General features: G+C 66.3%; 25 protein-coding genes and 2 tRNA genes. 13 read left to right on the top strand and 14 right to left on the bottom strand.

The genetic code is table 11. The features are described 5' to 3' along the window. The first annotated feature begins 10 nt into the window (after positions 1–10). The 4 genes from HMPREF9336_RS00465 to uraH all read left to right on the top strand — a co-directional run bounded on the left by HMPREF9336_RS00465 (position 11) and on the right by uraH (position 4,085). The gene (locus HMPREF9336_RS00465; RefSeq protein WP_021029851.1) at positions 11–1,828 is read left to right on the top strand and encodes a sensor histidine kinase; all 1,818 of its coding nucleotides are present in this window, start codon (positions 11–13) and stop codon (positions 1,826–1,828) included. A gap of 92 nt (positions 1,829–1,920) precedes the next feature. After that, a complete protein-coding gene (locus HMPREF9336_RS18610) occupies positions 1,921–3,015 on the top strand; it encodes a HAMP domain-containing sensor histidine kinase (RefSeq protein WP_244431625.1) in 1,095 nt (364 codons plus the stop codon). A gap of 211 nt (positions 3,016–3,226) precedes the next feature. Continuing rightward, positions 3,227–3,760, top strand: coding sequence for a 2-oxo-4-hydroxy-4-carboxy-5-ureidoimidazoline decarboxylase (gene uraD / locus HMPREF9336_RS00455; protein WP_007472388.1), 534 nt, complete (start codon positions 3,227–3,229; stop codon positions 3,758–3,760). A 4-nt stretch (positions 3,761–3,764) separates the two neighbouring features. Continuing rightward, the gene (gene uraH / locus HMPREF9336_RS00450; RefSeq protein WP_007472390.1) at positions 3,765–4,085 is read left to right on the top strand and encodes a hydroxyisourate hydrolase; all 321 of its coding nucleotides are present in this window, start codon (positions 3,765–3,767) and stop codon (positions 4,083–4,085) included. A 228-nt stretch (positions 4,086–4,313) separates the two neighbouring features. Here uraH and HMPREF9336_RS00445 read toward each other — a convergent pair whose 3' ends face one another. From HMPREF9336_RS00445 to rpmH, 10 genes are all read right to left on the bottom strand, one after another. After that, positions 4,314–5,144 carry a hypothetical protein gene (locus HMPREF9336_RS00445; protein WP_021029848.1) on the bottom strand — a complete coding sequence of 277 codons (831 nt, stop codon included), beginning with the start codon at positions 5,142–5,144 and terminating at the stop codon, positions 4,314–4,316. Positions 5,145–5,290: 146 nt separating this feature from the next. After that, positions 5,291–5,962, bottom strand: a complete 672-nt coding sequence (locus HMPREF9336_RS00440; RefSeq protein ID WP_007472393.1) for a hypothetical protein — start codon at positions 5,960–5,962, stop codon at positions 5,291–5,293. After that, a complete protein-coding gene (locus tag HMPREF9336_RS00435; protein ID WP_007472395.1) occupies positions 5,959–6,927 on the bottom strand; it encodes a ParB/RepB/Spo0J family partition protein in 969 nt (322 codons plus the stop codon). Before HMPREF9336_RS00435 ends, HMPREF9336_RS00440 begins: the two co-directional genes overlap by 4 nt. Before the next feature lies 1 nt (position 6,928). After that, positions 6,929–7,888, bottom strand: coding sequence for a ParA family protein (locus HMPREF9336_RS00430; RefSeq protein ID WP_007472397.1), 960 nt, complete (start codon positions 7,886–7,888; stop codon positions 6,929–6,931). Then, entirely contained in the window at positions 7,881–8,558 is a 678-nt protein-coding gene (rsmG, locus tag HMPREF9336_RS00425; protein WP_007472398.1) for a 16S rRNA (guanine(527)-N(7))-methyltransferase RsmG, read from the bottom strand. The genes HMPREF9336_RS00430 and rsmG overlap by 8 nt, the downstream gene beginning before the upstream one ends. A 57-nt stretch (positions 8,559–8,615) precedes the next feature. After that, positions 8,616–9,161: a Jag family protein gene (locus HMPREF9336_RS00420; RefSeq protein WP_007472400.1), complete on the bottom strand. Its 546-nt coding sequence runs from the start codon at positions 9,159–9,161 to the stop codon at positions 8,616–8,618. A 60-nt stretch (positions 9,162–9,221) separates the two neighbouring features. Continuing rightward, positions 9,222–10,184: a membrane protein insertase YidC gene (gene yidC, locus HMPREF9336_RS00415; RefSeq protein WP_007472403.1), complete on the bottom strand. Its 963-nt coding sequence runs from the start codon at positions 10,182–10,184 to the stop codon at positions 9,222–9,224. Beyond that, positions 10,184–10,483: a membrane protein insertion efficiency factor YidD gene (yidD, locus tag HMPREF9336_RS17730; protein ID WP_280110245.1), complete on the bottom strand. Its 300-nt coding sequence runs from the start codon at positions 10,481–10,483 to the stop codon at positions 10,184–10,186. Before yidD ends, yidC begins: the two co-directional genes overlap by 1 nt. After that, positions 10,480–10,908, bottom strand: a complete 429-nt coding sequence (gene rnpA / locus HMPREF9336_RS00410) for a ribonuclease P protein component (protein ID WP_007472404.1) — start codon at positions 10,906–10,908, stop codon at positions 10,480–10,482. The genes yidD and rnpA overlap by 4 nt, the downstream gene beginning before the upstream one ends. 38 nt (positions 10,909–10,946) lie before the next feature. Then, complete coding sequence (rpmH, locus tag HMPREF9336_RS00405; RefSeq protein WP_007472406.1) at positions 10,947–11,090, bottom strand: 50S ribosomal protein L34; 144 nt, start codon at positions 11,088–11,090, stop codon at positions 10,947–10,949. A gap of 668 nt (positions 11,091–11,758) precedes the next feature. Between rpmH and dnaA the strand changes: the two genes are divergently transcribed. The 4 genes from dnaA to HMPREF9336_RS00385 all read left to right on the top strand — a co-directional run bounded on the left by dnaA (position 11,759) and on the right by HMPREF9336_RS00385 (position 16,643). Beyond that, positions 11,759–13,204 carry a chromosomal replication initiator protein DnaA gene (dnaA, locus tag HMPREF9336_RS00400; RefSeq protein ID WP_425277257.1) on the top strand — a complete coding sequence of 482 codons (1,446 nt, stop codon included), beginning with the start codon at positions 11,759–11,761 and terminating at the stop codon, positions 13,202–13,204. Between the two features lie 524 nt (positions 13,205–13,728). After that, the gene (gene dnaN / locus HMPREF9336_RS00395; RefSeq protein ID WP_007472409.1) at positions 13,729–14,922 is read left to right on the top strand and encodes a DNA polymerase III subunit beta; all 1,194 of its coding nucleotides are present in this window, start codon (positions 13,729–13,731) and stop codon (positions 14,920–14,922) included. Positions 14,923–14,926: 4 nt separating this feature from the next. Next, the gene (recF, locus tag HMPREF9336_RS00390; RefSeq protein ID WP_007472412.1) at positions 14,927–16,162 is read left to right on the top strand and encodes a DNA replication/repair protein RecF; all 1,236 of its coding nucleotides are present in this window, start codon (positions 14,927–14,929) and stop codon (positions 16,160–16,162) included. Continuing rightward, positions 16,146–16,643: a DciA family protein gene (locus tag HMPREF9336_RS00385; protein ID WP_007472413.1), complete on the top strand. Its 498-nt coding sequence runs from the start codon at positions 16,146–16,148 to the stop codon at positions 16,641–16,643. Before recF ends, HMPREF9336_RS00385 begins: the two co-directional genes overlap by 17 nt. A 73-nt stretch (positions 16,644–16,716) precedes the next feature. On the opposite strand, the gene HMPREF9336_RS00380 is transcribed toward HMPREF9336_RS00385, so the two are convergent. The 4 genes from HMPREF9336_RS00380 to HMPREF9336_RS00365 form a co-directional block, all read right to left on the bottom strand. Beyond that, positions 16,717–16,790 (bottom strand) — tRNA-Asp (locus tag HMPREF9336_RS00380). 41 nt (positions 16,791–16,831) lie between these two features. Further along, positions 16,832–16,904 (bottom strand) — tRNA-Glu (locus HMPREF9336_RS00375). 85 nt (positions 16,905–16,989) lie between these two features. Continuing rightward, complete coding sequence (locus HMPREF9336_RS00370) at positions 16,990–17,592, bottom strand: YqgE/AlgH family protein (RefSeq protein ID WP_007472416.1); 603 nt, start codon at positions 17,590–17,592, stop codon at positions 16,990–16,992. A gap of 47 nt (positions 17,593–17,639) precedes the next feature. Beyond that, positions 17,640–19,094 carry a CCA tRNA nucleotidyltransferase gene (locus HMPREF9336_RS00365; protein ID WP_040584785.1) on the bottom strand — a complete coding sequence of 485 codons (1,455 nt, stop codon included), beginning with the start codon at positions 19,092–19,094 and terminating at the stop codon, positions 17,640–17,642. A gap of 71 nt (positions 19,095–19,165) precedes the next feature. Between HMPREF9336_RS00365 and HMPREF9336_RS00360 the strand changes: the two genes are divergently transcribed. The 5 genes from HMPREF9336_RS00360 to sigM all read left to right on the top strand — a co-directional run bounded on the left by HMPREF9336_RS00360 (position 19,166) and on the right by sigM (position 26,065). Then, positions 19,166–19,762, top strand: a complete 597-nt coding sequence (locus HMPREF9336_RS00360; protein WP_007472420.1) for an NUDIX hydrolase — start codon at positions 19,166–19,168, stop codon at positions 19,760–19,762. Continuing rightward, positions 19,759–22,068, top strand: coding sequence for a DUF6049 family protein (locus HMPREF9336_RS00355; protein ID WP_007472423.1), 2,310 nt, complete (start codon positions 19,759–19,761; stop codon positions 22,066–22,068). Before HMPREF9336_RS00360 ends, HMPREF9336_RS00355 begins: the two co-directional genes overlap by 4 nt. Then, positions 22,058–23,710, top strand: coding sequence for a murein biosynthesis integral membrane protein MurJ (gene murJ, locus HMPREF9336_RS00350; protein WP_007472426.1), 1,653 nt, complete (start codon positions 22,058–22,060; stop codon positions 23,708–23,710). The genes HMPREF9336_RS00355 and murJ overlap by 11 nt, the downstream gene beginning before the upstream one ends. A 125-nt stretch (positions 23,711–23,835) precedes the next feature. Then, positions 23,836–25,425, top strand: a complete 1,590-nt coding sequence (locus HMPREF9336_RS00345) for a protein kinase family protein (RefSeq protein WP_021029844.1) — start codon at positions 23,836–23,838, stop codon at positions 25,423–25,425. Between the two features lie 31 nt (positions 25,426–25,456). Further along, a complete protein-coding gene (gene sigM / locus HMPREF9336_RS00340) occupies positions 25,457–26,065 on the top strand; it encodes an RNA polymerase sigma factor SigM (RefSeq protein WP_007472430.1) in 609 nt (202 codons plus the stop codon). Positions 26,066–26,203: the final 138 nt, after the last annotated feature.

The following is a 26,203-nucleotide window of genomic DNA, read 5'->3' as shown; positions in this document are numbered from 1 at the left end:
CCCGCACCCGATGACCGGATCGGACAATAACGAAGCCCCGCCCGTCGACAAGCACGCTCGTCACGCCTCGGACGGTTCGCGGCCCCAGACGATCACGCTCGAGCACGCGCAGCACCACCGGCCGCCGGCCCATCGTCGGCCGCGCTGGTCGCGTCGGCTGCTGACAGGCGTGAGACGGGCGTTCGCCAGGCTCTTCGCCCGCCACGGCTCACGCTCGTTGCGCGCACAGGTGGCGCTGTCCGCAGCGGTCGGCATCCTCATCCTCGTGACGGCCATCGGCATCCCGCTGTGGACCTTCCTCGAAGAGGTCAACTTCAACTTGGTGGACGCCCGGCTGCAACGGCTGACCACCGTCGTGCAGGGCCCCGCGCTGCGCCGCGAATACCCCGACGCCAACCTCGATTTCACCGTGCGCACCCCTGGCCTCAACCTCGTCCGAGGCGTCTCGCTCCCCGAGCTGCCCGCGAAGAAAACCCCCGTCACCGCTGAGATCGACGGTCGGCTCTACCGCGTCTACACGGTCTACATCGGCTCGACCGACCAAGTCCGGCTTTCGGTGGCCGAACCGCTCGACTCGACGCTCAAGCACATCGACGACCAGCACCGGGTGATCGTGGTGGTCGGTTTCGCCTCGGTGGTGGCGGGCGGCGTGCTGGGCTGGCTGCTCGGCGGGTTCGCGGTCCGACCGCTGCGCGAACTCGACGACACCACCCGGCAGATCGCCTCCTCCGGGGGCGTCGGCGAGCCGCCCCATGTGACGGGGGCTCGTGAGGTGGAGGCCATCGCCGAAGCCATGCGCGCCATGCTCGACCGCATCGGCGAAGAACGCGCCACCAGCGACGCCGCTCTCGCCACCGCCCGAGACTTCGCCCTCCTCTCCGCCCACGAACTGCGCACCCCCCTGACCGCCATGCGCACCAACCTCGAAATCCTCACCGCCCACGAACTCCCCCAAAACGACCGCCAAGAAATCGTCGGCGACGTCCTCAGAACCCAACGCCGCGTCGAAGAAACCCTCACCGCCCTCGAACACCTCGCCGCCCACGAACTCAACACCGACGACGACTACGCCGACGTCAACCTCAACGACCTCCTCGACCAAGCCGTCGTCGACGCCGCCCGAGCCAACCCCGACGTCACCGTCCGCCTCACCGCCAGCGAACCCCTCACCGCACGCGCCGTCCGCGCAGGCCTGCGCCTCGCCGTCGACAACGCCATCACCAACGCCATCCGCCACGGCCACGCCACCCTCGTCCAAGTCACCCTCACCGCGACCGACCACCTCAACCAACCCCCCACCATCGCCATCACCATCGACGACAACGGCTGCGGCGTCCCCGAAAAACAACGCGAAATCATCTTCCGCCGCTTCGTCCGAGGCACCACCGCCAAAGGACCAGGCTCCGGACTCGGCATGGCCCTCATCGCCCAACAAGCCGCCATCCACCACGGCACCGCCCAACTCACCACCAGCCCCCAAAACGGCGCCCGCCTCACCATCACCATCCCCCGACAACAACCAACCCCCAAACCAAAACGCAGGCGCGTGTCCCCGTGCGCGAACGGCTGCGCGCTTCGGCGAAACACCTCAGACCGCGCAGGCCGCGCACCCCGTCGCTGCGAGGCCGCGTGGCGGGCTCCGCGGCGGTCGGCGTCGCGCTCATCGCAACGGCCATCGCCACCTCCCTCTGGGAGCCTCTGGAGCGGTTCAACCAGGAGCAGCTCAACCAGGAGCTTGCGAAGACGGCCTCCATCGGCGCGGACACGATCAAACGGGGCGGGTTCCCGGATAGCAACCCCAACTACCTCTACACCTACCGCAAAGTGAACTACCCCGCCGCGTCGAGCAACGACATCACCCTGCCCGATTCCAAAGAGGGCGACTACACGACGCTGAGCATCGCCGGGCACCAGTTCTTGATGTACACCGTCCAATTCGCGACCCAGAGCTGGGGGACTCCCGACCAGAAGCTGGCCGTCGCCACCCCATTGGACACGACACAAAAGCACACCGAGGACGAGTACAAGCTGATCGTGGTGGTCGGTTTCGCCGCAGTGGTGGCGGGCGGCGTGCTGGGCTGGCTGCTCGGCGGGTTCGCGGTCCGACCGCTGCGCGAACTCGCCTCCGCGACCCGGCAGATCGCCTCCTCTGGCCGAGGCGAGGGCGGCACGCCGGGCGATCCGTCGCAACCCGAAAAATGGCGGCAGTACCTCCATGTGACGGGGGCTCGTGAGGTGGAGGCCATCGCCGAAGCCATGCGCGCCATGCTCGACCGCATCGGCGAAGAACGCGCCACCAGCGACGCCGCTCTCGCCACCGCCCGAGACTTCGCCCTCCTCTCCGCCCACGAACTGCGCACCCCCCTGACCGCCATGCGCACCAACCTCGAAATCCTCACCGCCCACGAACTCCCCCAAAACGACCGCCAAGAAATCGTCGGCGACGTCCTCAGAACCCAACGCCGCGTCGAAGAAACCCTCACCGCCCTCGAACACCTCGCCGCCCACGAACTCAACACCGACGACGACTACGCCGACGTCAACCTCAACGACCTCCTCGACCAAGCCGTCGTCGACGCCGCCCGAGCCAACCCCGACGTCACCGTCCGCCTCACCGCCAGCGAACCCCTCACCGCACGCGCCGTCCGCGCAGGCCTGCGCCTCGCCGTCGACAACGCCATCACCAACGCCATCCGCCACGGCCACGCCACCCTCGTCCAAGTCACCCTCACCGCGACCGACCACCTCAACCAACCCCCCACCATCGCCATCACCATCGACGACAACGGCTGCGGCGTCCCCGAAAAACAACGCGAAATCATCTTCCGCCGCTTCGTCCGAGGCACCACCGCCAAAGGACCAGGCTCCGGACTCGGCATGGCCCTCATCGCCCAACAAGCCGCCATCCACCACGGCACCGCCCAACTCACCACCAGCCCCCAAAACGGCGCCCGCCTCACCATAACCATCCCCCGACAACAACCAACCCCCCAAACCAAAACAGACGTGGCGTAGCGCCCGCTCTGCCTGAAGCCAAGGCGAGTTCCCACGCAAGATTCAGCTTGCTGTACAACGACCTCGTGTTTGTAAAGCAAGAGGTCACAGTACCAATCCAACTTCTATACTCGAGCAACTCGATAGCAACTTTCCAAGGCGGGGATGAGAAACTATCGGGGAGAAAGATAGAGAGCGGCGTGAAGCCAACTGAAGCACGAAGGAGCATCCGATGACCGAAGCGGCGGGTCTTACCCGATTCAACGAACTGAACAAGCCCGCGCTGCTTCGAATCTTGATGGAAGTTTGCCAGTCTCCGACGTGGCGGAACGACATCGCCGACCATCGCCCTTACGCGGACATGCGGGCGCTGCTGGCTTCCTCTGACGCCTTTCTCAAAGGGGTCACCGACATCGAAATCGTGGAGTCGGTGATCAACCATCCTCGGATCGGCTCGAAGAACGCGGGGCCGCGCTCCACCCTGGAGCAATCTCGGTTCGCCGACACCATCGACGAGTCCACCTTTGAGGAGTTCGCCACGCTCAATCAGCGGTACGAGGACAAGTTCGGCTACCTCTTCCTTGTCGCTGCGGAGGGGCGGACGGCGGACGAACTGCTCGACGCGCTCCAAGAACGGCTCAAGAACGAGCCCGAGGTCGAACGCAAAGTCATGCATGGGGAACTCGCGAAGATCAACCGTCTGCGTTTGCAGAAGCTCGTCACCGAGGAAATCCTCGACACCACCTTCGCCCCGCTGAGCGTCTGAGCCCATGGCCTCCCTGTCCACGCATGTCTTGGACACTTCGATCGGGGAGCCCGCCAGCGGGCTGACGGTCGAACTCCACGACGCGCGTGGTGCCCTGGTCTGCTCGGACTTGACCGATGAGGACGGTCGGGTCCGAGCGCTCGGGGCCGACCTCGAAGCCGGGGTTTACACCGCCGTGTTTCGGACGGGCGATTATTTCCAATCACGTGGCCAGGTCGGCTTTTATCCGAAGGTGTCTGTGGAGTTCCTCGTCGCCGAGGACCGGCACTACCACGTCCCGCTCTTGCTGTCCGCGTACGGCTATAGCACATACCGAGGAAGCTGATCTCCTCGCTTGAGACCGGGGCTCTTTTCTCGCGAACTCCTTACCCTTTTGACCAGGCAAAACGCTCTAGGATCGCCGTAGAGCCACTTTTCCGGCCTCGGTGGCACCGGGAGACCTTCCCCGTCCGCCGATATCAGTCGATATTGGCGAATTGACCTATCGTCCGAGAGAAGACGTCGTCGCACTTGTCCTCCAGCACGATGCTGTTGCGGCAAAACACGATCAAGTTCAGGCCTCGTATGCTGCCGAGCATATACCGCTCCGGCGTGAGCTCCGGTTCCCCCCTTCCGGCGCCGGACTGATCGTCCCGGTCTCCTCGTACGCGATTGAGGAGTCGGCTGCCGTTTTCGGCAAACCAACCTCTTTGACGTTGATGGTGAGCACGGTCCCCGGATTCCCGTCCGTGCCGCTCGTCGTCTTCCTATAGGTGGCGCATCGTCCGATGTAATCTCTCACCTTGTCGAGCTGAGGCTCCGCGTTCCACTCGAAGAGATAGACCTCGATGCTGGATTTGAATTGGTCGCCGGGGTCGCCGAAGTATCTGTTGATGACCGGGGTCAGCTGTCCTTTCGGCAGAACGTGCGCGCACCCCTCCGGGTCGACGACTCCCGATGACACGCTGCCCTGGGTCAGCTCTTTCCAGCCGGTCGGCATGTCTTGCAGCGTGGGCAACGCCTTTAAAAGATCTTCTTTGCTCCGCCCGCGCAGGCTCGGCTTCGCCTCCGCTTGCGGCGTTCGCCCGCTCGCGCCCGTCGTCCTGTCCGCTCCAGGCCTCCCTTGCGTTCCTCCAACGACGATTTGTTGCGGCGCTCTTTCCTTCGGCCAGAACAACCACGCGGACAACCCGCCGCCGACGAGCACGACAAGGACCACCGCCAGGATGATGGACGGCGCGTTCGACTTCTTCCTGCCCTGATTCGGGTCAGGCCGCCAAGGCGCTGGGCCTTGCGGCGCGTAGTAGTGCTGCTCCGGCACGCCGTGCCCCTGCGGCTGCGCGTAGTGCGGCTGCTGCTGGCCCAGGCCAGGGCGTCCCCCATATGGAGAAGGCGGGTACGTCATACTTTTTCCTCCGCTTCACGAACCTGTTGTCAAGAGTAACGGTCGCCCCGTCGATGATGTTTCACGTGAAACCTCCGGCGGGGGAGAACCTTCCACGAGTTCTGCGAATGGCCGAACTCCAGGCGGGGACACAACCGGGCGCTGGGTCAGCTCGTAGCTCCGACCAACACCGGCCGGACCCTCGCCTCCTCCACAAGCTCGGCCAACGCCGCCTCGACGCTCGCCCGCCATAACAGGCCTGAGCCGCCGATTTCGAGGCGGAGCCTGGGGTAATGCTTATGCGCCGCAGCGACGGTGAAGCCGCCGCCGAGGAAGAAGTCCGTCGGGTTCACACACCGCATCGTTCTCTCGTCCGCTTCTGCGGCTTCCTCCCTGCCGAACGCCTCGATGGCCCGCACGCCCCTTCGGGCCAGGTCGGCGATGCTCGCCAGAAGAAGCCGTTGGCCGATCGCGGCGAAATCGTGGCCCTCGTCGACACCCGCGTACGTGACGAGCACGGCGTCGTGGCTGACCGGGGCGGTCGGGAATTCCGCCGCCCGAGAGACCATGCTCGGCGGGGCGTAGCAAATCTGCCCGACGCCCCGCTCTTCCTCGTCCTCACCGACCACGGCGAGCTGACCGCACGTCCCCCATTGCAGGAGGACGGAAGAAAGCCAGGCCTCTTTCTCGAAACCCGCGTCGAAACCCTCGATCTGCTTCCCAGTCTTCGAGTCGAATTCCCAGAACAGGCATTGTCTCGCGTGCTTCGGCAATAGAGCAGAGCGCTCCAAGGTCAAAGGCACAACTCGGATCTGCTGCTCATAGGGCTCTGAGCTCATTCGTCTCTCCCGCGCGAACGGTCCTCTCCCGGCCGGGGAGCGATGAGGTCCGCGATCCGCTCCAGGTCGGGAACCGAGCCGAACTCGATGACAATACGGCCTTTCTTCGAAGTCAAGCCCACATGGACGGTCGTGTCCAAAGCCAGCGCGAGCCGGTCCGCGACCTCCTCAAGCTCTGCGGGAGGCGCGGGCTTGCCCCTGCCTTTCGGCTTCGCCTTGCTTTTATGGCTGGACAGGGTGACCGCCTCTTCCGCTGCCCGCACCGACATGCCTTCTGCGACGATCCGGGACGCGAGATCCTCCTGCGCCTCGAGGTTGCCGTCCAGCCCGAGCAAAGCTCTCGCATGTCCCGCCGAAAGGACGCCGGCGGCGACTTTCCGTTGCACGCCGACCGGCAGGCGCAAAAGCCGCAAGGTGTTGGAGACCAGCGACCGCGAACGACCCAGCCGCTCCGCCAGCTGTTCGTGCGTCGCGCCGAAATCTTCCAATAATTGCTGGTAAGCAGCAGCTTCTTCCAACGGGTTGAGCTGGGCGCGATGGATGTTCTCGATCAGCGCGTCGCGCAAGAGGATGTCGTCGGCGGTGTGCTTGACGATCGCCGGGATGCTCGTCAGGCCCGCTGCTTTCGTCGCCCGAAGGCGACGTTCGCCGACCACCAGCTGGTATCCGCCGGGGACCGGGCGGACCACCACCGGTTGGAGCAATCCGAACTCTCGAATGGAGTGGGTCAGCTCCGCAAGCGCTTCTTCGTCGAAGACATGCCTCGGCTGCTGCGGGTTCGGCTCGATGAGTTCGACGTCGATCTCCTGATAGGAGGCCAGTTGTCCCTCTTCCATGGCGGAACCGCTGTTCGGCGGGATCAAAACGTCGGCGGCGGAATCGCCCAATCTCGGTCCCGAACCTGGCCCGGCCGGAATGAGCGCGGCCAATCCTCGGCCTAAACCGCCTTTACGCTGGTTCGCCATCTCACCTCTCTCCGCTGTTCCCTCGATGCGCGATCTCTTTCGCCGCTTCGAAATAGCATTGGGCTCCCTGCGAGCCTGGATCGTAGTCGAGCACAGACTGCCCGTAGCCGGGGGCTTCTGCCACTTTGACGTTCCTCGGGATCACGGTTTCGAGCACGGAGCCGCCGAAATGCGCGCGCACTTCGGCCGAAACGTCGTCCGCCAGCCTGGTGCGCTTGTCGTACATCGTGAGCAAAACTGTGCTCACCAGAAGCTCGGGGTTGAGCCCCGAGCGAATGAGCTCGATGTTGCCGAGCAGTTGGGCCAGGCCTTCGAGCGCGTAGTACTCGCATTGAATCGGAATGAGCACCTCGCGCGCTGCCACGAGCGCGTTGACCGTGAGCAGCCCCAACGAAGGAGGGCAGTCCAAGAACACGTAATCGTACTGGTCGAGCCTGCTTCGAATCGCGTTGGCGAGCCGGTGCTCGCGAGAAGCCAGCGGCACGAGTTCGATCTCGGCCCCGGCGAGATCGATTGTCGCAGGCACGACGGACAGCCGAGAATGGTGCTTGCTCTGCACGGTGACCTCCGCCAGGTCCAGCTCGCCGAGCAGCAACTGATAGCTCGAAGCCGTTCCTGCGGGATGTTCCACGCCGAGCGCGGTGCTGGCGTTCCCCTGCGGGTCGAGGTCGACGACCAAGACGGACAAGCCCTGCAGCGCGAGCGCAGCGGCGATGTTCACCGTCGTCGTCGTCTTGCCGACCCCGCCCTTCTGGTTCGCTATCGCGAAGACCCGGCATCCCCCCGAGGGCCGGGGCAGCGGGGGAGCAGACGCGTGGCGCAATGCCGCCGCCTGTCGGGACGCGGTGGCAAGCGGAGTGTCGTCCCAATCCTCGAACTGGGAAGCCTCCCTCGGGGAGCTTTCCGCCGTCGATGTTTCACGTGAAACGGCCGGCGGGGGAGAAACGGCCGGATCAGTCACGCGTCCGCCTCCGTCCGCTCGGGCTGGCGACCTTGCGCAAAACCACGACGGTCGCCTCTGTCTTCGGGCCTTCGTCCGCGCCGTCTTTGCCACACGTCTTGATCTCCCCTTCGTCGAAACCTTCGTCCCGCAGGGAGCGGGACGTCCGAGACAGCTCGTCTTGCGCGGTTTTTCCTTTCACCGCTAAGAGGAGACCGCCGACCGGAAGCAGTGGATTCGACCACCGTGCGAGTGTATCCAACGCGGCCACAGCGCGCGAGACCACCACCGGGACCGGGGCTAAGAGCTCGCGGGCCTCCGAGCTCTCGGCCCTGGCGCGCAGCACCCCGACGTCGAGGCCGACGTCTTCGAGGAACTTCTGCACCGGGTCCACCCGCCGCGCCAACGGCTCGACCAACGTCATGCGCACGTCCGGCCGGGCAATCGCGATCGGGATGCCCGGAAGGCCCGCCCCGCTCCCGAGGTCCGCCGCTTGCGCACCTTCCGGGATCAGCTCGACGACGGCAGCCGAGTTCAAGATATGCCGCTCCCAAAGCCGTTCGGCCTCGCGAGGCCCGATCAGCCCCGCCGCGACACCGACATCGGCAAGCCATTCCGCGTACGCGATCGCGAGATGGGCACGATCCCCGAAGAGGGCCTCCAACATCTCCTGGGAAGGGAGATCGGTCATAGACAGCTCCTCCAGTCACAGGGGACGACGCAGCAAGACACCACGTGAGCCTCTAGATTAGTTCGTCGCGGGGGCGGGATCCGGTATGACCACGACGTATCGGTTCGGCTCCTCGCCTTCGCTCTCGCTGCGGGCTCCGGGGACGGAGGCGACCGCGTCGTGCACGATCTTGCGCTCGAACGGGGACATCGGGGTCAGCGCCATCCGCTGCCCGTTGCCCACCACGTCCGCCGCGGCCTTCAGTCCGACCTGGTGCAGATCGTCCCGACGCTGCGCCCGCCATTTCGCCACGTCCAGCATGAGCCAGCTGCGCTGGCCGGTCTGCTGCTGCACGGCCAGGCGGGTCAACGTTTGCAGCGCGTCGAGCACTTCCCCCTGCTTGCCGACGAGCTTCTGCAAATCTTTCCCGCCTTCAAGGCTCACCACCGCGCGGCTGCCGACCACGTCGAGGTCGAGGTCGCCGTCGTAGTCGAGCAAATCGAGCAGTTGTTCGAGATAGTCTCCGGCGATCTCGCCTTCCTCCACGAGGAGGTTCTCGGCGTCCGGCTCCTCGGCGGAAGCTTCTGGCTGGTTTTCGGGAGCCTCAAGCTCGGTCTCGGTCATATGTTCATTCCACCTTTCTCGAAGCGTCTTCATTCGCGCGCCGAGCGCGCTAGGTCGCGGTCACTCGCTCTGGGAGTCGTGCGCGGCTGGATTCTCGGCCTTTTTCCGCACCGGCTTCGCGCCTGGTTTCGGCGCGTTCGCCGCACGGCGTTCGACCGCCTGGCGCTTTTTCTCCTCGTCCTCGCGGTCGATCTTCCGGAAGACGAGGTGCTGCTGCCCGTACGTCCATGCGTTGTTGCTCACCCAGTATAGGAGCAGGGCGATCGGGCTCGCCCACCCGAAGATCAGCACGCCGAGCGGGAACACCCAGAGAGACATGACCCGCATCATCGCCGCCTGAGGCTGCTCCGAGACGTCCGCGGGCTGCCTGGAGAGCGAGGCGCGCGAGTTCATATGCGTGGCCACGGACGCGATCAGCATCAAGGGGATCGCCACAGCGGCGATCTGCCAACGCTGGAAGTCCACCGCCGAGCCCGCTTTGATGAACGCGTTGAAGCTCGCGGCCGGTTCGGTGATGTAGCTCGACAGCGGAACCCCGAAGAAACGCGACTCGAGGAAGCTCTGCACGTCGTGTGGGGAGAAGACGTAGTTCTTGGTGTTGCGGTTCTGCTCGGGGGTCATGCTGCCGCCGCCGGAGAAGAACGCGCCCGCCGTTCGGTTGAAGCTGGACAACACGTGGTAGAGCCCGATGAAGACCGGGATCTGCAGCAGCATCGGCAAACAGCCGAGGAGCGGGTTGAAGCCGTGCTCCTTCTGCAGCTTTTGCATCTCCAACGCCTGGCGCTGGCGGTCTTTCGCGTACTTGGTCTGGATGGCTTTCATCTGCGGCTGGATCTCTTGCATCTTGCGCATGAACCGGATCTGCCGGATCGCCGGCGCGTACAGCAGCGCGCGCAGCGTGCAGACGAGGGCGACCACGGAAAGGGCCCAGCCGAACCCCGACTCGGGGCCCAAGATTTGGCTGAAGACCCAGTGCCACAGCCAAAGCACTCCGGAGACGGGGTAGTAGACGAAGTCCAGCATTAGCGAGGCGCTCCTTCATAGAGGTGTGACGGATGGGCCGGATGGGCTGGGACAGGATCCCAACCGCCCGCGCTCCACGGACCACAGCGCAGCAGCCGCCACGTCGTGAGCCAAAGTCCCATAAGAACACCCCGGCTCGTCAACGCGTCGATCGCGTATTCGCTACAGCTCGGGGTGAACCTGCAAGCAGGGGGTCGTGCGGGGGAGATGTACATGCGATACCAGCTGATCGCCCTGATCAAAGAGCCCCGCAGCGCGCCTCGCAAAGCGGCGGCGGTGCGGCCCGAAGCTGTGGTCACCGTGGCCCTTCCTTTCCCGACGTGTCCGCCTGCTCTGACGAACCCCCGACAACGACGGCTGTCGGTGCGAGCTTGCGCAGCGCGGACCGCAACTGCCCCTCGAACTCCGCCACTTGCGTCTGAGCCGAACCCGGCAGCGCGCGCACGACGAGCAAACTGCTCGGCGGCAGCTCGGGCAAAACCGATCGGAGCGCCGAGCGGAGCTTCCTGCTCACCTTTTTCCGTGTCACCGAGCCGCCGACTTGTTTGCCGACGATCAAACCGGCCTTCGACGCGCACGGCGCTGCGACCACGCGGCCCTGCGCGTCGCCGAAATCACGGGTGAGCAAATGCACCACCATGTCGCGACGGCCCGTGCGCCGACCACAACGCACCGTCTCGGAAAAATCGAGACGGCTGCGCATACGGTTTTGAGGCGGCAACATCGCGTGTCTTGGCGGGACTGCTTGGAGATGTCAGCCGATTAGGCGGAGAGGCGCTCCCGGCCCTTCAAACGGCGCGCGGCCAGCACGGCGCGGCCGGCGCGGGTGCGCATCCGCACCCGGAAGCCGCTCACCTTCGCACGGCGGCGGTTGTTCGGCTGGAAGGTCCTTTTCCCTTTCGCCATCTCTTTCCTCGCATTCCCTTCGGGCTCGGCTGCGCCGCGCCTGTTGTTAAGTCATCGCTGTCGCAAGTCATCGGCGCCATCGGCGGGACTGCGCCGTGCTCTCCGGCTGGGCCGTCAAGACAGCGCTAGGTCGTCGACCGAGGGCTAGCGTCACGAAGAACCGGCCGAAGCCGCGACACGTGGTCAGACCGGTTTCGACGAGCCCTCGATGAACATCGAGACAACGATACCCGCTCGGGCGCAGGATGGGAAATCTTCTTGGCCGCAGTCCTCCCGCCCGGAGTCCGCCGAGAGTTCGAATCATCGGAAAAATAGTCGCGAACTCGTTCTTCTCGCAAAGGGTAGCGCCGAGTCAGATTGCTTGCTACTGTGCCCGAAAGCCTTTTTCGAGCCTCGGACGCCATGCCGTTCCCCCATCGAAAGCCTTTATTGTAAAGTGACTCACGACATAGAGAAGGGCCATAGCGGGCCAACATCACATCGGCCGCCGATGACGCGGGAAAGACGGCACAGATTTGCCACCCCGAGCGCAGACCGCTATATTGCTGTGTTCACAGCTGGGGATAAGTCTGTGCGTAACTGCGCTGTGAACAGCATCAAAAGGGTGGGACGTGCTTCTGACCAGCCACGTTCCACGCGACACCGAGCACGAGCCGAAGCTTAAGAGGATCCAGTTGTCCACAGAAACGTCTCCTTTCGACGCGATCTGGGAAGAAGTGCTCGCCCAGCTCTCCGACGAGACCGCCGCTGAGGCCTTCGGACACCCCCCTCTCACCAAACAACAGCGCGCCTGGCTCCCGCTCGCCAAACCCGTCAGCCTCGGCGAAGGCTTCGCCCTGATCTCGGTACCCTCCAGCTTCGCCGCCGACGCGTTCGACCGGGGGCTGCGCGCGCCGATCGCCGCCGCGCTGCGGCACATCCTCGGCAAAGAGATCGAACTGAACCTGCGCATCGCGAGCCAGAGCCAGGAGAGCGCCCTCCCCAACGAGCCCGCCCCGGTCGTCGTCGAAACGGACGGCGCCGCCGCCGAAGAGCAGGCGCCGCCGCAGCTGTCCGTCGTCGCGCCCGCCACCGACACCACGACGAGCCTGAACGCCCGCTACACCTTCGACACCTTTGTCATCGGGGCCTCGAACCGGTTCGCCCACGCCGCGACGTTCGCCGTGTCGGAAGCCCCCGCCCGCGCCTACAACCCCTTGTTCATCTGGGGCGACTCCGGACTCGGGAAAACGCACCTGCTCCACGCGGCAGGGCACTACACCCAACGGCTCTTCTCCGGTTTCCGGGTGAAGTACGTCTCCACGGAAGAGTTCACCAACGACTTCATCAACAGCCTCCGCGACGACCGCAGAGTCGCCTTCAAACAGCGCTACCGCGACGTGGACCTGCTCCTAGTGGACGACATCCAGTTCATCGCGGGAAAAGAAGGCATCCAGGAAGAGTTCTTCCACACCTTCAACACGCTGCACAACTCGAACAAGCAGATCGTCATCACCTCGGACCGGCCGCCGAAGAAGCTCGCCGCCCTCGAGGACCGGCTGCGCACCCGCTTCGAATGGGGCCTGATCACCGACGTGCAGCCGCCCGAGCTCGAAACGCGGATCGCCATCCTGCGCAAGAAGGCCAACATCGACGGCCTCGACGTCCCCGACGACGTCGCCGAGCTCATCGCCTCGCGCATAGAGCGCAACATCCGAGAGCTCGAAGGAGCCCTCATCCGGGTGACCGCCTTCGCCTCGCTCAACCACCAGAAGCTCACGGCCGCCCTGGCCGAAATGGTCCTGCGGGACTTGGTGCCCGACAGCCCCACCTTAGAAATCAGCGTCTCGGTGATCCTCGGCGCGACCGCAGAGTACTTCAGCACCACGATCGAGGAACTCTGCGGGCCCGCGAAGACCCGACCGCTCGCCCAAGCCCGGCAGATCGCCATGTATCTGTGCCGGGAGCTCACGGACCTCTCGCTCCCGAAAATCGGCCAGGCATTCGGACGGGACCACACCACGGTGATGTACGCGGAGAAGAAGGTGCGCAAAGAGCTCGCCGAGCGCAGGCAGGTGTACGACCAAGTGCACGAACTCACCGCGCGGGTCCGCCAACGGGCCAAAACCAACTGAGAACAGTTCCTCCCCGCCTCGCTCGAGCCCTCGCCCGAGCCGCACAGATCAGTGATTCTTATCACAGGAACGGACATTTTTGCGCGCGGAAATCGACCCCTGTAATCACAAAAGCCACATGCGCATCATGAATGATCAGTTGTCGGCGTCTTCCACATCTGTGGATTACCCTGTGTATAACGGCTCCCGACTGTGGACAACGTTGGAACAACCATCCACAGACTTCGCCCCGATCCACAAAGCCGTGACAGGACCGTGACCGACGCCCACCCTTGTCCCCAATCCCGAACACAAGCTGAACAGCAGGCGCACGGTTTATCCACAGTTTCCACAAGACCTATTACTGCTACTAAAAATTTCAAGAAAAAGAACTCACAGCACTAGGCTTGGGCGGCACGGCTCCGGCCACCGCAGCTCCATCGCCGCTTGACTGGCGTCGTAGGCTGCAATCACTGAGGATCGAAGCGCCCTGTGCTGGCCGCGATCCTCGCTGACTTCCACCACCACGACTGAAGGACGGCAGAGTGTCTGACGAAGATTTCACTTTTGAAGTGCCCAGAGATCTCTTCGCCGACTCCGTCTCCTGGGTCACCCGGCGCCTCCCAGCAAGGCCTGCCATGCCCCTGCTCGCAGGTCTTTTGCTGTCCGCGGACGAGACAGGGGAACTCTCTCTCGGCGGGACGGATTACGACCTCACCGCGCAGGCGCACCTCTCCGCCCAAGTCAGCGGGCCGGGCCGAGTGCTCGTCTCGGGCAGGCTGCTCGCCGACATCGCCAAAGCGCTGCCCTCGCCCTCGGTCAAAATCGTCGCCGAAGGCTCGAAGGTCCATGTGCGCAGCGGCTCTGCCAAATTCACCCTTCCGACGATGCCGGTTGACGAGTTCCCGAGCCTCGCCGAGCATCCTGCCCCGATCGGAGTCGCGGCGGCCAAGGAGCTTTTCGCCGCGATCAGCCAGGTCGGCGTGGCCGCGAGCCGGGACGACACGCTGCCCGCGCTGACCGGGCTGCGCCTCGTCTTCACGGGGCAAGAACTCGAACTCGCCGCGACCGACCGGTTCCGGCTCAGCGTCCGCAAACTCGCGTGGGAGGGCAAAGACTTCGCGGACGAGCCGGTCACTGCGCTCGTCCCTGCCGCGGTGCTCAGCGAGTTCGCCCGCACGCCGCTGCCGTCGGACGACACCCCGGTCGAGTTCGCGTTGGACCTCGGTTCGGGCTCGCCGAGCCTGCTCGGCGTGCAAGCCGGCCCTTTCCGGATCACCACCAGGCTGCTCGACGCGCAGCTGCCCGACGTCTCGCAGCTCATCCCCAAGCGCTACACCGCGGTGGCGAGGGTCGACCTCGCCCCGCTCGTCGAAGCGGTGCGACGGGTCTCGTTGGTCTCCGCGAGGCGTTCGCAGATCAGGCTCGACTTCGAAAGCTCCGGAGAGGACAGCGTGCTGCGATTGTCCGCGGGAGGGGAGGAAGCCGGCTTCGCGGAGGAGGAGCTGCCGGTGCGCCACTGGGGCGAGTCGATCTCCGTGGTGTTCAACCCCGGATATCTGCTGGACGGCCTTTCGACGTTCCGGGCGGAGCAAGCGCAGTTCGGCTTCACCGGCCAGAATCGCGCGGTGGCGTTGGTGTCGGGAGACGGAGCCGAGCCAGAGGCGATAGCGGAAGGCTACACCGCGGGCTCTTCGGACCAGGTCTACGTGCTGATGCCGGTGCGGTTGCAGGGCTGAAGCCGTGCGCGTCTCCTCTTTCGAGATCCGAGACTTCCGCTCCTGGGAACATGCGAGCCTGCGGCTCGGCGAGGGCAGCACGTTGTTCCTCGGCCGCAACGGTTACGGCAAAACCAATTTGGTCGAAGCGCTCGGCGTGCTCTCCAGCCTTTCCAGCCACCGGGGCGCGCAGACTGCGGCGATGGTGCGGCGCGGCGCGGCTGAGGCACTGATCGCTGCCGACGTGCTCAACGAGGGCCGCAAACTCACGGTCGGCTTGCGGCTCGCCCCAGGCAAGGCGACGAAAGCTCAGATCAACGGGGTGAACCGGCCGACGAGGGAAGTCGCGGGCGTGCTGCGGACGGTCTTTTTCTCTCCGGAGGATCTGGCGCTCGTGCGCGGCGAGCCGGGGGAGCGCCGGCGGTTCCTCGACGAGACGCTCGTGGTCCGCCAGCCAAGGATGGCCGGGGTGAAAGCGGATTTCGAAAGGGTGCTGCGCCAGCGCGCGACGCTGCTCAAATCCCTGGGCGGCGGACGTCCCGGCGCTGCTCGCAGCGAGGAAGCCCGAGCGACGTTGGAGGCATGGGACGAGCAGTTCGCGAGCAAAGCCGCCGCGCTGACGGTGGCGAGGATTTCCCTCGTGCGCGCGCTCAGTCCGATCGTCAAACGTTGTTACGCCGCTATCGACCCGAGCGTGGACGACGCGGAGCTGCGGTATCGGACGGCAGGAGAGGACGACGAAGCGACAGCCGCTGCGGAGGACTTTCCCTCAGCCGAGATCTCTGAGCGGCACGTGGCGGACTCGATCACCGCGAAGCTCGCGGAGATCAGGGAAGAGGAGCTGCGACGAGGGCAGTGCTTGGCCGGGCCGCACCGCGACGATCTGGAGCTGCGCATCGCGGGAGGGCTGGCGAGAGCTTTCGTGAGCCATGGCGAGGCGTGGTCGTACGCGCTCGCGCTGCGGGTCGCCGCTTTCGAGTTGCTGCGCGGCGAGGGGCATGACCCCGTGCTCGTCCTTGACGACGTGTTCGCGGAGCTGGACGGGCCGAGACGGGAAGTGGTGGCGGGGTTGGCGCGCCAAGCCGAGCAGACGCTCATCACCGCCGCGGATCCGGCCACCGTGCCGGAAGGGCTCGTCGCGCGAGTGGTGCCGGTCCGGCTCGGCGAGGCGCAGGGGATGAAGTCCTCCCGCATCGTCGCCGACGAGGCGACACAGGAGGCGACACAGACGGAGGAGGTGGACGGTGGCGGGCGAGGATGAGACAAGGAGCCCTGCGGAAGATCTCGCGCGCAGGCTCATCGGCGAGTTCGGGACGCGCGCGCCCCGCGCGCCGAAGCCAGACCAACGGCCCGAACGCACCCGGTGGAGCGGTCCGGGTCCGGACGCGCGCGACCCGAAGACGTTTTCCGAGGTTTTCGAGCAGCTGCGGAAGAAAGACACCTGGTCCCAGAAGCTCGCCGAAGGCAAGATTTTCTCCGAATGGGGATCGATCATGGGGGAGCAGAACGCCGCGAAATCCACCCCGCAGCAGTTAGTGGACGGGGTGTTGCATGTGCAGACGGAATCCACCGCGTGGGCGACGCAACTACGGTTGATGCAAAAGCAGATCCTGGAGAAGATTGCCGGTGAAGTGGGGAAAGGCGTGGTCTTCTCTTTGAAGATCACCGGGCCGAAAGCGCCGAGCTGGCGAAAAGGGGAACGGCACGTCCGAGGAAGGGGCCCCCGCGACACGTACGGCTGACGCTCTCGGTTTCGGGAATTCCGGCGATTGCGAAAAAATTCTCTGGAGCGAACTCCAGAGAAGGGAAAACTTGCGACCTTGACGGGACTCGAACCCGCGACCTCCGCCGTGACAGGGCGGCGCGCTAACCAACTGCGCCACAAGGCCATATGTTCCCGCAAGCGGGATTGTCATCCTAACAGATGTCGTACCCCCTACGGGATTCGAACCCGCGTTGCCGCCGTGAAAGGGCGGAGTCCTAGGCCACTGAACGAAAGGGGCTTTGCCGTTGGGAGCCGATCTATCGTAGGACATCTTTGGCCCAGACGCCAACTCAATGCCTTGACCTGGGACGACGGTCTCGGACTCAGTTCACGTCCACGTCGATGGGGTGCGTGGCGAGCACGCCAGCGCGCGCGCCGTGCCGTCGGACCACTTGGCCCCAGAGGTCCACATCGGGGCTCATGAAGACGTCCTTCGGCAATCCTTGCGCGATGTACCAGGATCCCCTGGAGATCTCGTTCGCGAGCTGGCCGCCTGCCCACCCCGAGTAACCGGCGAAAATCCGCACGCGCTCCAGGGCGGCTGCGGCCAGTCTCGCGTCCGCCTCCAAGTTGACCACCGCGACGCCGGGGGCGACCACGGAGAAGCCAAGGCTTTCCGTGTTCTCCGCCTCGCTGTTCGCCACGTCTTCGCGCGGCAGGCCGAGGCAGAGCAAGCCGTCTTTGCGCACCGGGCCCCCGTTGTAGACGACGGGCGGCGCGGCGATGAGGTCCTCCCACTCCGCCGCGACCGAGGACACGGGTATTTTCGTCGGGCGGTTGACCACTAATCCGAACGTGCCCCGGTCGTCGTGTTCGAGGATGTAGACGACCGTGCGCTGGAAGACCTCGCCGCGCAGTTCGGTGGACGCGAGGAGCAAGGAACCGGCGCGGACCGACTCGATCTGCGTCGACAAAGGCAGGGACACCCACTTATCATGACATCGCCGCCGCTCCGGCACCCTTCGGGAGCGGTTTAGCGCTTCGACCACCAGTCGAGCAGTTTCCGTTCGGCTTCGTCCGCCTCGAGCGGGCCTTGCTCGAGGCGGAGCTCCTTGAGGTACTTCCAGGCTTCGCCGACCTCCCGCCCCGGTCCGATCCCCAGAATCTCCATGATGGCGTTGCCGTCCAAGTCGGGCCGGACCTTCGCGAGGTCCTCGGCCTCGGAGATTTTCGCGATCCGCTCCTCGAAACGGTCGTACGCCGAGGCGAGCTGCCGGGATCGGCGCTGGTTGCGGGTGGTGCAATCGGCCCGAACGAGCAGATGCAGCTTCGGAAGGAGTTCGCCCGCGTCCACGGCGTAGCGGCGCACGGCGGAGTCCGTCCAAGCCTGGTCGCCGTAGCCGTAGAAGCGCATGTGCAAGAACACGAGCTTGCTCACGTCCTCGACGAAATGTTTGGGGAAGGTCAACGCGCGCAGCCGTTTGCGGGCGAGCTTCGCGCCGACCACCTCGTGGTGGTGGAAGCTCACCGCCCCGCCGGGCTCGAAACGGCGGGTGGCGGGTTTGCCGATGTCGTGGAGCAGCGCCGCCCACCGCAGGACCGGATCCGGGTCGCCGGGCTCGAGCGCCATCGCATTGCCGAGCACGGCCAAGGAATGCCGGTACACGTCTTTGTGATGGTGCGCGGCGTCGACCGCGAGCTGCAATTGGGGCAGCTCGGGCAAGACGTACTCGGCGAGCCCGCTGTCCACCAGGTGCTCAAGGCCCTCCACGGCATGTTCCCCGACGAGAAGCTTCTCCAGCTCCGCCCCGATCCGCTCGGCGGTGATCCGTTGGATCTCGCCCGCCATTTTCTCGACGGCCAGCACCACCCTTGGCGACCAGGTGAAGCCGAGCTGGGCGGCGAAGCGCGCCGCGCGCAGCATCCGCAAAGGATCGTCCCCGAACGAGATCTCCGGGCTGTCCGGAGTGTCGATCTTTCCGGCGAGCACGTCGTCGAGCCCGCCGAGTGGGTCCACGAACTCGCCGCAGCCCTGTTCGGTCAACGACACCGCCATGGCGTTCATCCGGAAGTCCCTGCGGACCAAATCGCCGCGCAGGTCGGTGCCGAACGCCACGACCGGATTGCGCGAGCGCTGGTCGTAGGAGTCGGTGCGGTATGTGGTGATCTCGAGCTTGTGGCCGTCTTTGACCGCTCCGACCGTCCCGAAGGCGATGCCGACGTCCCACAGCTCGTCGGCCCAACCGCGCAGCAGCTTCTGGGTCTGCTCCGGCTTCGCGTCCGTCGTGAAGTCCAGGTCGTCGCCCAGCCTGCCGAGGACCGCGTCGCGCACGCTCCCGCCGACGAGGTACAGCGCGTGGCCCGCCGCGACGAAACGACCGGCCAAAGCCCCGAAAAGCGCGTCGTGCGCGTGCAGCGCGGTGTGCGCCTGAGCGAGCAGCCGCACCCGGCGTTCCGCCGAGGGATCGGGGTCGTCTACGCTCTTCATCACCACCACTTGAGCATAAAGGCGGCCACATCGGCTGTAGGAAGTGGTGTTGGCAGTTACCATCGTCCACTATGACAAGCACAGACAATTCCGGGTCAGAGGAATCGCCGCGCGGCGATCGGCCCGATGGCCGCCCTCGGCGGCGGCGCAAACACAAGCCTCGAAGCCAACGTCCGCGCCGTCATGACCGGGAAACTTCGGCTGGAGGCCTCGTCGTCGCGGGCCTGGACGGGCCGCCGGAGGAGTTCCGCGCCGCGCTCATCGGCAGGTTGGACAAAGCAGGGCGCATGCGCTGGTCCATGCCCAAGGGGCATATCGAGCCGGGAGAGACGGCCGAACAGGCCGCGGTGCGCGAGGTGAAAGAGGAGACGGGCATCGACGGCTCCGTCCTCGCCTCGCTCGGCAGTATCGACTACTGGCTGCACGGGCAGGGGAAGCGAGTGCTCAAGACCGTGCACCACTATCTCATGCGCTTCCAGTCGGGCGAGCTTTCCGACGAGGACGTCGAAGTCACCGAAGTCGCCTGGGTTCCGCTCTCCGAGCTTTCCACCCGCCTCTCTTACGCAGACGAGCGGAAATTGGCGGCTATCGCGAACAACCTGATCGAAGGCATGCGGGCGACGAGCGACGGGGTGCCCGTCGCGAAAAACGGGAGCCCCCATCCGTGAGATCCCTGGGTCTGATCCGAGTCTTGGCGGTGCTGCTGTGCTTGGTTTGGACGGTCCTCCCAGCGTCCGCCGAGCCGCAGACCAGGGACCGTTCGCCCAGCTTTCTGCGCATCTCCCTCGACCCGGCCAGTCTCGATATGGTGACCAGCGGCTCGGACAACGCCGTGGTGGTGTCCGGAGAGATCGAGAACTTCAGCGACAGACCGGTCACTGAGGTCGAGGCGCGTTTGCAGCGGGCCCCCGCCGTGCTCGACGCGACGCAGCTCGGCGTGAGCCTGGCCGAGCCGGAGGAGACCTACGACACGTTGGGGCCGTTCCAGCAGGTGGCCGATCGGATCCCCGCGCACGGCAAAGCGCGGTTCCATCTCGCCCTCCCGCTGCGCGGGCAGGGGGATTCGCTGCAGATCCCTAACCCAGGGGTCTACCCGATGCTGGTGAACGTGAACGGCACGCCGGATTCTGGAGTGCACGCGCGGCTGGACGACCTGCGGTTCCTGCTCCCCGTCCTCGGGCTGCCCTCGACCAAAGGCGAAGCGGCCCAGCCCGCGAAAATCGACCATCCCACCCGGCTCGGCATCGTGGTGCCGCTCGCCGACCATCCCCGATGGGCTGCGGGCTCCGTGGAAGGGGGCGGACTCGTCCGACTGACCGACGACGAGCTTGCGAACGAGCTGGTTCCGGACGGAAGGCTGGGCGTGCTGGTCGAGGGGTTGGACGCGCTGCGGCACGCGGAGGAGCAGACGAGGCGGTCGCTGCGCCAAGCGATCTGCGTCGCCGTCGATCCCGATCTGCTACGAACGGTCAACGCGATGACCGGGGATTATCTCGTGCCGGGGCCGCAGGGCGGGCTGGTGCTGGGCAAAGGCTCGGCCGCCGCGAGGGACTGGCTCGCCAAACTCCGCTCCGCCCTCGTCGGGCAATGCGTCACGGCGCTGCCGTTCGCGCACGCGGACCTGGCCGCGCTCGCGCAAATCGGCGATCCGAAGCTGCTGAAAGTCGCGTTCGACCAGGCCGAGGATTATGTGGACAACGTTCTTTCCGTCGCCTCAGTCCGCGACCTTATGGTCGCCGCGAACACGAGGATCGACAAGACGACCATCGAGATGCTCGCGGCCAAAGGCTTCCACACCGTGCTGACCCCGAGGTCAACCGACCGGCCGGAAGAAGGCCGGAGCCTGGGCCCCGGCATTGCCGGCGTGCATTTCGACAGCGCGATCAGCGCCTTGCTCGGCGACTTGGGGAACCGGCCCGGCCCAAGCTCGCCCCCAGGAGATCCGGTCGCCCAGCGCCAGAGCGCGGTCGCCGCCGTGCTCTGGCCCGCGCTGCAGCCGTCGAGCCCAGGGCAGCTCCCCACGACGGGCGGGCTGGAGCTGCTGGTGCCCCCCGCCGTGTGGAGCCCGAGTTCGGCGGATCTCGACGCGCTGGTGTTCGCGGCCTCCATCGCCCTGCAGGCGGGGATCGCGAAGCCGATCTCGTGGAACCCGGCTTCGGGACCGCGCGCGTTCGGGGGCTCCGCTAGCGCTTCTTCGGTGCGGGGGATCGAGGTCACCGAGCCGAAAACGCTGGCGAAACCCTTGGCGGGCGGCCTCGTCGACGACGTGGGCCAGGCGCGCGGCGTGATCGGCGAGCTGGTCGAAGGGGTGGTGGACCAACCGGACGATCCGATCACTTCGGAACGGTATGAGAAGGGATGGGAGGAGCAGCTGCTGCGCGTCCTTTCGGGCGGTCCGAGCGCTGCGGGCGCGCAGGGCAGGATGGACGAGCTGCGCGCGGCGCTCGACTCCGCGACCGGCTCGGTGCGGCTGGTCGACCCCGGCAAGCCCTACACGCTGTTCACGGAACAGGGCTCCCTGCCGGTCGTGGTCCGCAACGGCCTCCCCGTCTCCATGCGGGTCCAATTCACCGCGAAGGCCCCGTCCGGGGTCGAGGTGTCGGCCATCGCGCCGGAGACGGTGCCCGCGCACGGCAGCAGGGTGCTGTCCCTGCCCGCCAAGGTGAAAGCGCCCAAGCTCTCGCCGGTGCAGATCGAACTGCAGACGATCAGCGGGTTGAAGCTGGGCAATCCGGTGACTGTCTCGGTGCAGTCCGGCCGCTACACGGGCCTTCTCGCGGTGATCACCGCGCTGATCGGCGGATTGCTGCTCACGCTCATGGGGCTGCGGCTCTGGCGGCGGCTCACCGGCAAGGGCCGTCCGGGCGGGCGGCTCAAGCCCGACGAGCACGACCGGAAGATGGCCGGGCTCGGCTTCAAGGAACGAGCCATGGTCGAGAGCAGACACGGGGCGTTGCCGCCTGATGAAGACTGAGCCCCACAAGACGGAGACGGAGCAGGAGAGCCCCGCCCCGCACGACTCGACCCGCCGCGCCGTCGCCACCGGCGGGCTTGTCGCGCTCGCGACGCTGCTCTCGCGGATCACCGGTTTCGTGAAGGCGGTGCTGGTCCTCGTGGTCCTGACGCCTGCTGTCTCCAGCGCGTTCAACGTCGCCAACCAGATCCCCAACATGGTCGCGGAGCTGGTGCTCGGCGCGGTGATCACCCAAGCCTTCGTCCCCGTGCTGGTGCGCGCCTCGGTGACCGACGAGGACGGCGGGACGGCGTTCACCCAGCGCATGATCGGGCTGACCTTGGCGGTGCTCGCGGCGGCGACGGCGCTGAGCTTCTTGCTCGCGCCCGCGCTTCTGCCGAGGTTCCTCGACCACGGCGGCGGCAAGGTCCCCGGCCGCCTCGTCGCGCAGCTGCTCCTCTTGCTCCTGCCGCAGACGTTCTTCTACGGATTGTTCTCGCTCGGCAACGCGGTGCTCAACCAACGGGACCGTTTCCAGCCGGGGGCCTGGGCCCCGGTCGTGAACAACCTCGTGGTGATCGCGGCCCTGCTCGTCTTCCCCCTTTTGCCCGAATCGGCGGACCCGAACGCGCTGACGGTCCCGCAGATCCTGGTCCTCGGCCTCGGCGCGACCATCGGCGTGGTGGCACAAGCCGTGACGCTGTTGCCCGCGTTGCGCAGGGCGGATGTGCGGCTGCGACCGAAATGGGGGGTGGACTCCCGGCTCAAACAGTTCGGCAGCACGGTCGCGGCGATGGTCTGCTACGTCGTGATCAGCCAGGTCGGCCTCTTGGTCGCGTTGCAAGTCGCGGGCAGGGTGGACGAGGGCGGGCCGTCGATCTACCAGAACGTGTGGCTTTTGATCCAGCTCCCGTACGGCGTGCTCGGCGTGACCATCATCACGATGATGACCCCGCAGCTCAGCAGGGCCGCGGCGGCGGGCGACGACGCGCAAGTGGTCGCCGACCTCGGCAGAGCGAACCGGTTCACCATGGCGGCGCTCGTGCCGGTCGTCGCGCTGATGGGCGCGACGGGCCCGCTCATCGGAGTCAGCCTCTTCGGCTACGGCAAATTCGACCAAGCGCACGCGGAAACCCTCGGCGCGGTGCTCAGCTGGTCGGCGTTCGGCATCCTCCCGTACGCCGTGGTCCTCGTGCAGCTGCGCGTTTTCTACGCGCGCCAGGAGGCGTGGACGCCGACATGGATCGTCGTCGGGATCACGACCGTCAAAGTCGCCGGCTCGTACCTCGCCCCGGCGATCAGCAAGGATCCGGTGCGAGTGCAGGAGCTGCTCGGCGTGGCCAACGGCCTGGGCTACCTGTTCGGCGCGGGGATCGGGTTCGCGCTGCTGCGGCGTTCGCTCGGCCCGCTCGGCCTCGGCTCCTCCCTCCGGAGCTTCGCGAGCGTCGCCTCGGTCAGCGTCTGCGTCGCCGTTGCGGCGGGGTTCGCGGTCTCCTCCGGCCCGGTCTCCCGGTTCGAGGCCGCCTGCGGATCCGTCGGCGGCCTCGGCGTGCTCGCGGTCTTCGGGGCGGTCGGCCTCGGCCTGGTCTACGCCGCGCTTTGGGCGCTGCGGACGCCCGAGATCCGGACACTGGCCTCGGCTCTGCGGCGCAAGGCGGGCTGAGCGGCGCAGGCGCGCTTTCCCGGCAAACAAGAAGCCGAACGCCCAGTTCGCTTCTGCTACTGTTCCTAGATAACGATTGAGGTAGTCGACAGCCTCAACGACCACGTATGCCACAAGGAGTCCTGTTGACCCAAGAGCAAGCCTTGTCCCAAGAGCAAGCTCCTCCGACCCGTATCCCTGGAGCAATGGTGCTCGGGGGCCGTTACCGGTTGTTGGTCCGGTGCGGATCCTTGGGCGCGCATACGTTCTGGCAGGCGATGGACGCGCATCTGAACCGGCACGTGGCGCTCACGTTCACGACGAACGCAGCGCCCGAGGCGTTGCGGGCCGCGATGGTGCTCGCGAAGCTTTCCTCGCCGGGCCTGGCCAGGATTTTCGACATCACCAACGACCAGGGCGACCTCGTGGTGATCACGGAATGGGTCGCGGGAGCCCCGCTGCGGGAAGTCGCGCTCAGCCGGCCCTCCGCGCTCGGCTCGGCCAACGCGCTCACCGCGTTGGCGGACGCCGCCGCCGCCGCGCACGAGAACGGGGCGCTCTTGGGGCTCGACCATCCGATCCGGGTGCGCATCAGCAACGACGGCGAGGCGGTGCTCGCCTTCCCCTCGGTTTCGGCGACCCAGACCCGGTCCGAAGACGTGCGCGCCCTGGGCGGGACGTTGTACGCCTTGCTCACCGGGCAGTGGCCGGAGGGCGCGGGCGGCGAAGGCACTGAGGTCGGCCTGCCGCTGGCCAAACGGGGGCCGGAGGGCTCCTTGGCTTCCGCCCGCGAGCTCAACGCAGAGGTTCCGGCCTCGGTTTCCGAAGCAGCGGACGCGGCCCTCGGGTCGAAAGTGAGCGCGGAGCAGCTCCGCGACCTGCTTGAGCAGGCGTTGTCCGAGGAGGACGACTCCGAGGCGGCTGCGCAGGATCCGGTCCCTCCCGCTGCGGCGGTGAACGGCGGGCTGCAACTCGACCTCGGGCTGCGCGCGCCCGCTCCCGAGAAGGCTGGAGCCCCGGCCGGGTTCAAGGCCGAGGCTCCGCAGCCGGCTGAGGCTCCGTCCCTGAGGGAGCGGCTGCTCGGCTCGGAGAGCCGTTCGCGCAAGACGCTGGCCATCGGGGGCGCTCTGCTCGTCGCCATCCTGATTTTGGTCAGCTACGGGGTGTACAGCCTGGTGAACAGCGTCAACGGGACGAGCCAGGGCGGGCGTCCCCTCGTCCCCGGCCAGACCAGCAGCGCCTCGGCGGGCGGGCCGGCGGTGGCGGTGAAGGCGGTCGAAGCGCAGGCGGCGGATTTCCGGGGCGACCCGTCCGGCCTCGACGACCCCCGCGACGCGAAGAACGCCATCGACGGCAGCGCCAGCACCTTCTGGCAGACCGACCTGTACAACGACGGGCCCAAGATGGTGTTCAAGCCGGGCATCGGACTGCTGGTCACCCTGGAGAAGGCGGTGAAGCTGCAGCAGGTGACGGTCTCTTCCCCGTCGAACGGCACGGTGATCGAGATCTACACCGCAAAATCGCCGAACACGAAGGCGAGCGACGTGAAAAAACTCGACGACCTCGTGAAGATCGGCTCTGGCCAGGTCAACGGGCAGACCACGACCATCACGTGCAACGCGGCGCAAGCGCAGCCCTCGACAGTCGTGCTGGTCTGGCTCTCGTCGCTCTCCCCGAGCGGCTCGCAATACCGCAGCCGGATCAACGAGCTGTCGTTCAGCGGGTCACCGGCGTAGCGCTGGGGAGAGCCAGGTCTGGGAGCGAACGATGACGTCGAGTCAGCCTGATGCGGAGGCCCCCCAGGGGCCGAGCGACAAAGAGCTCCTCGAAGCGCACGTCGCAGGGGATAAGCGGGCGTTCGCGCAACTGTTCCAGCGGCATTACAACCGGATGTGGGCGGTGGCGTTGCGGACGTGCTTCAACGCGGAAGAGGCCGCCGAGGCCATCCAGGACGCGATGCTCTCCGCGCACCAAGCCGCGCCGTCGTTCCGAGGCGACGCGGCGGTGAGCACATGGCTGCACAGGATCGTCGTGAACGCCTGCCTCGACCGGGCCCGCAGGCAGCGGAGCAGGGTGTCCGCCGTCCCGCTTCCCGAGGAGGAGGAACTGGACCGGAGCGCTCTGCGGCAGCGTCCGGCGAGCGACGCGGACCTCGCCCTCGCGGTCCGAGACGCGCTGGCCACATTGCCGTACGAGCACCGCGTGGTGCTGGTGGCGGTGGATGTGGAAGGCTACTCTATAGAAGAGGTCGCCCGCATGCTCGGCATCCCGCAAGGCACGGTGAAGAGCAGATGCGCCAGGGCGAGGGCCAAACTTGCGAAGCAGCTTGGATTCCTCAGAAAAGGAGGGAACCAATTGGACTCCGCGAACGTCTAACTCATCGAGAGGTTTGGAAAGGCCGTCGGCCACGACCAGACGCGGCGCTCGCGAAGAGGGCGATGCCCGACGTGGCCGGTCCGAAGGCGAACCGGCTGGATTGATGGACCGCACGGTCCTGAGAGGTAAGGAAGAGGT

This window comes from Segniliparus rugosus ATCC BAA-974 (assembly GCF_000185725.2).
Lineage (GTDB): Bacteria > Actinomycetota > Actinomycetes > Mycobacteriales > Mycobacteriaceae > Segniliparus > Segniliparus rugosus.
The sequence above is the reverse complement of the archived record's forward strand: the minus strand, read 5'-3'. Positions and strand labels throughout refer to the sequence as shown.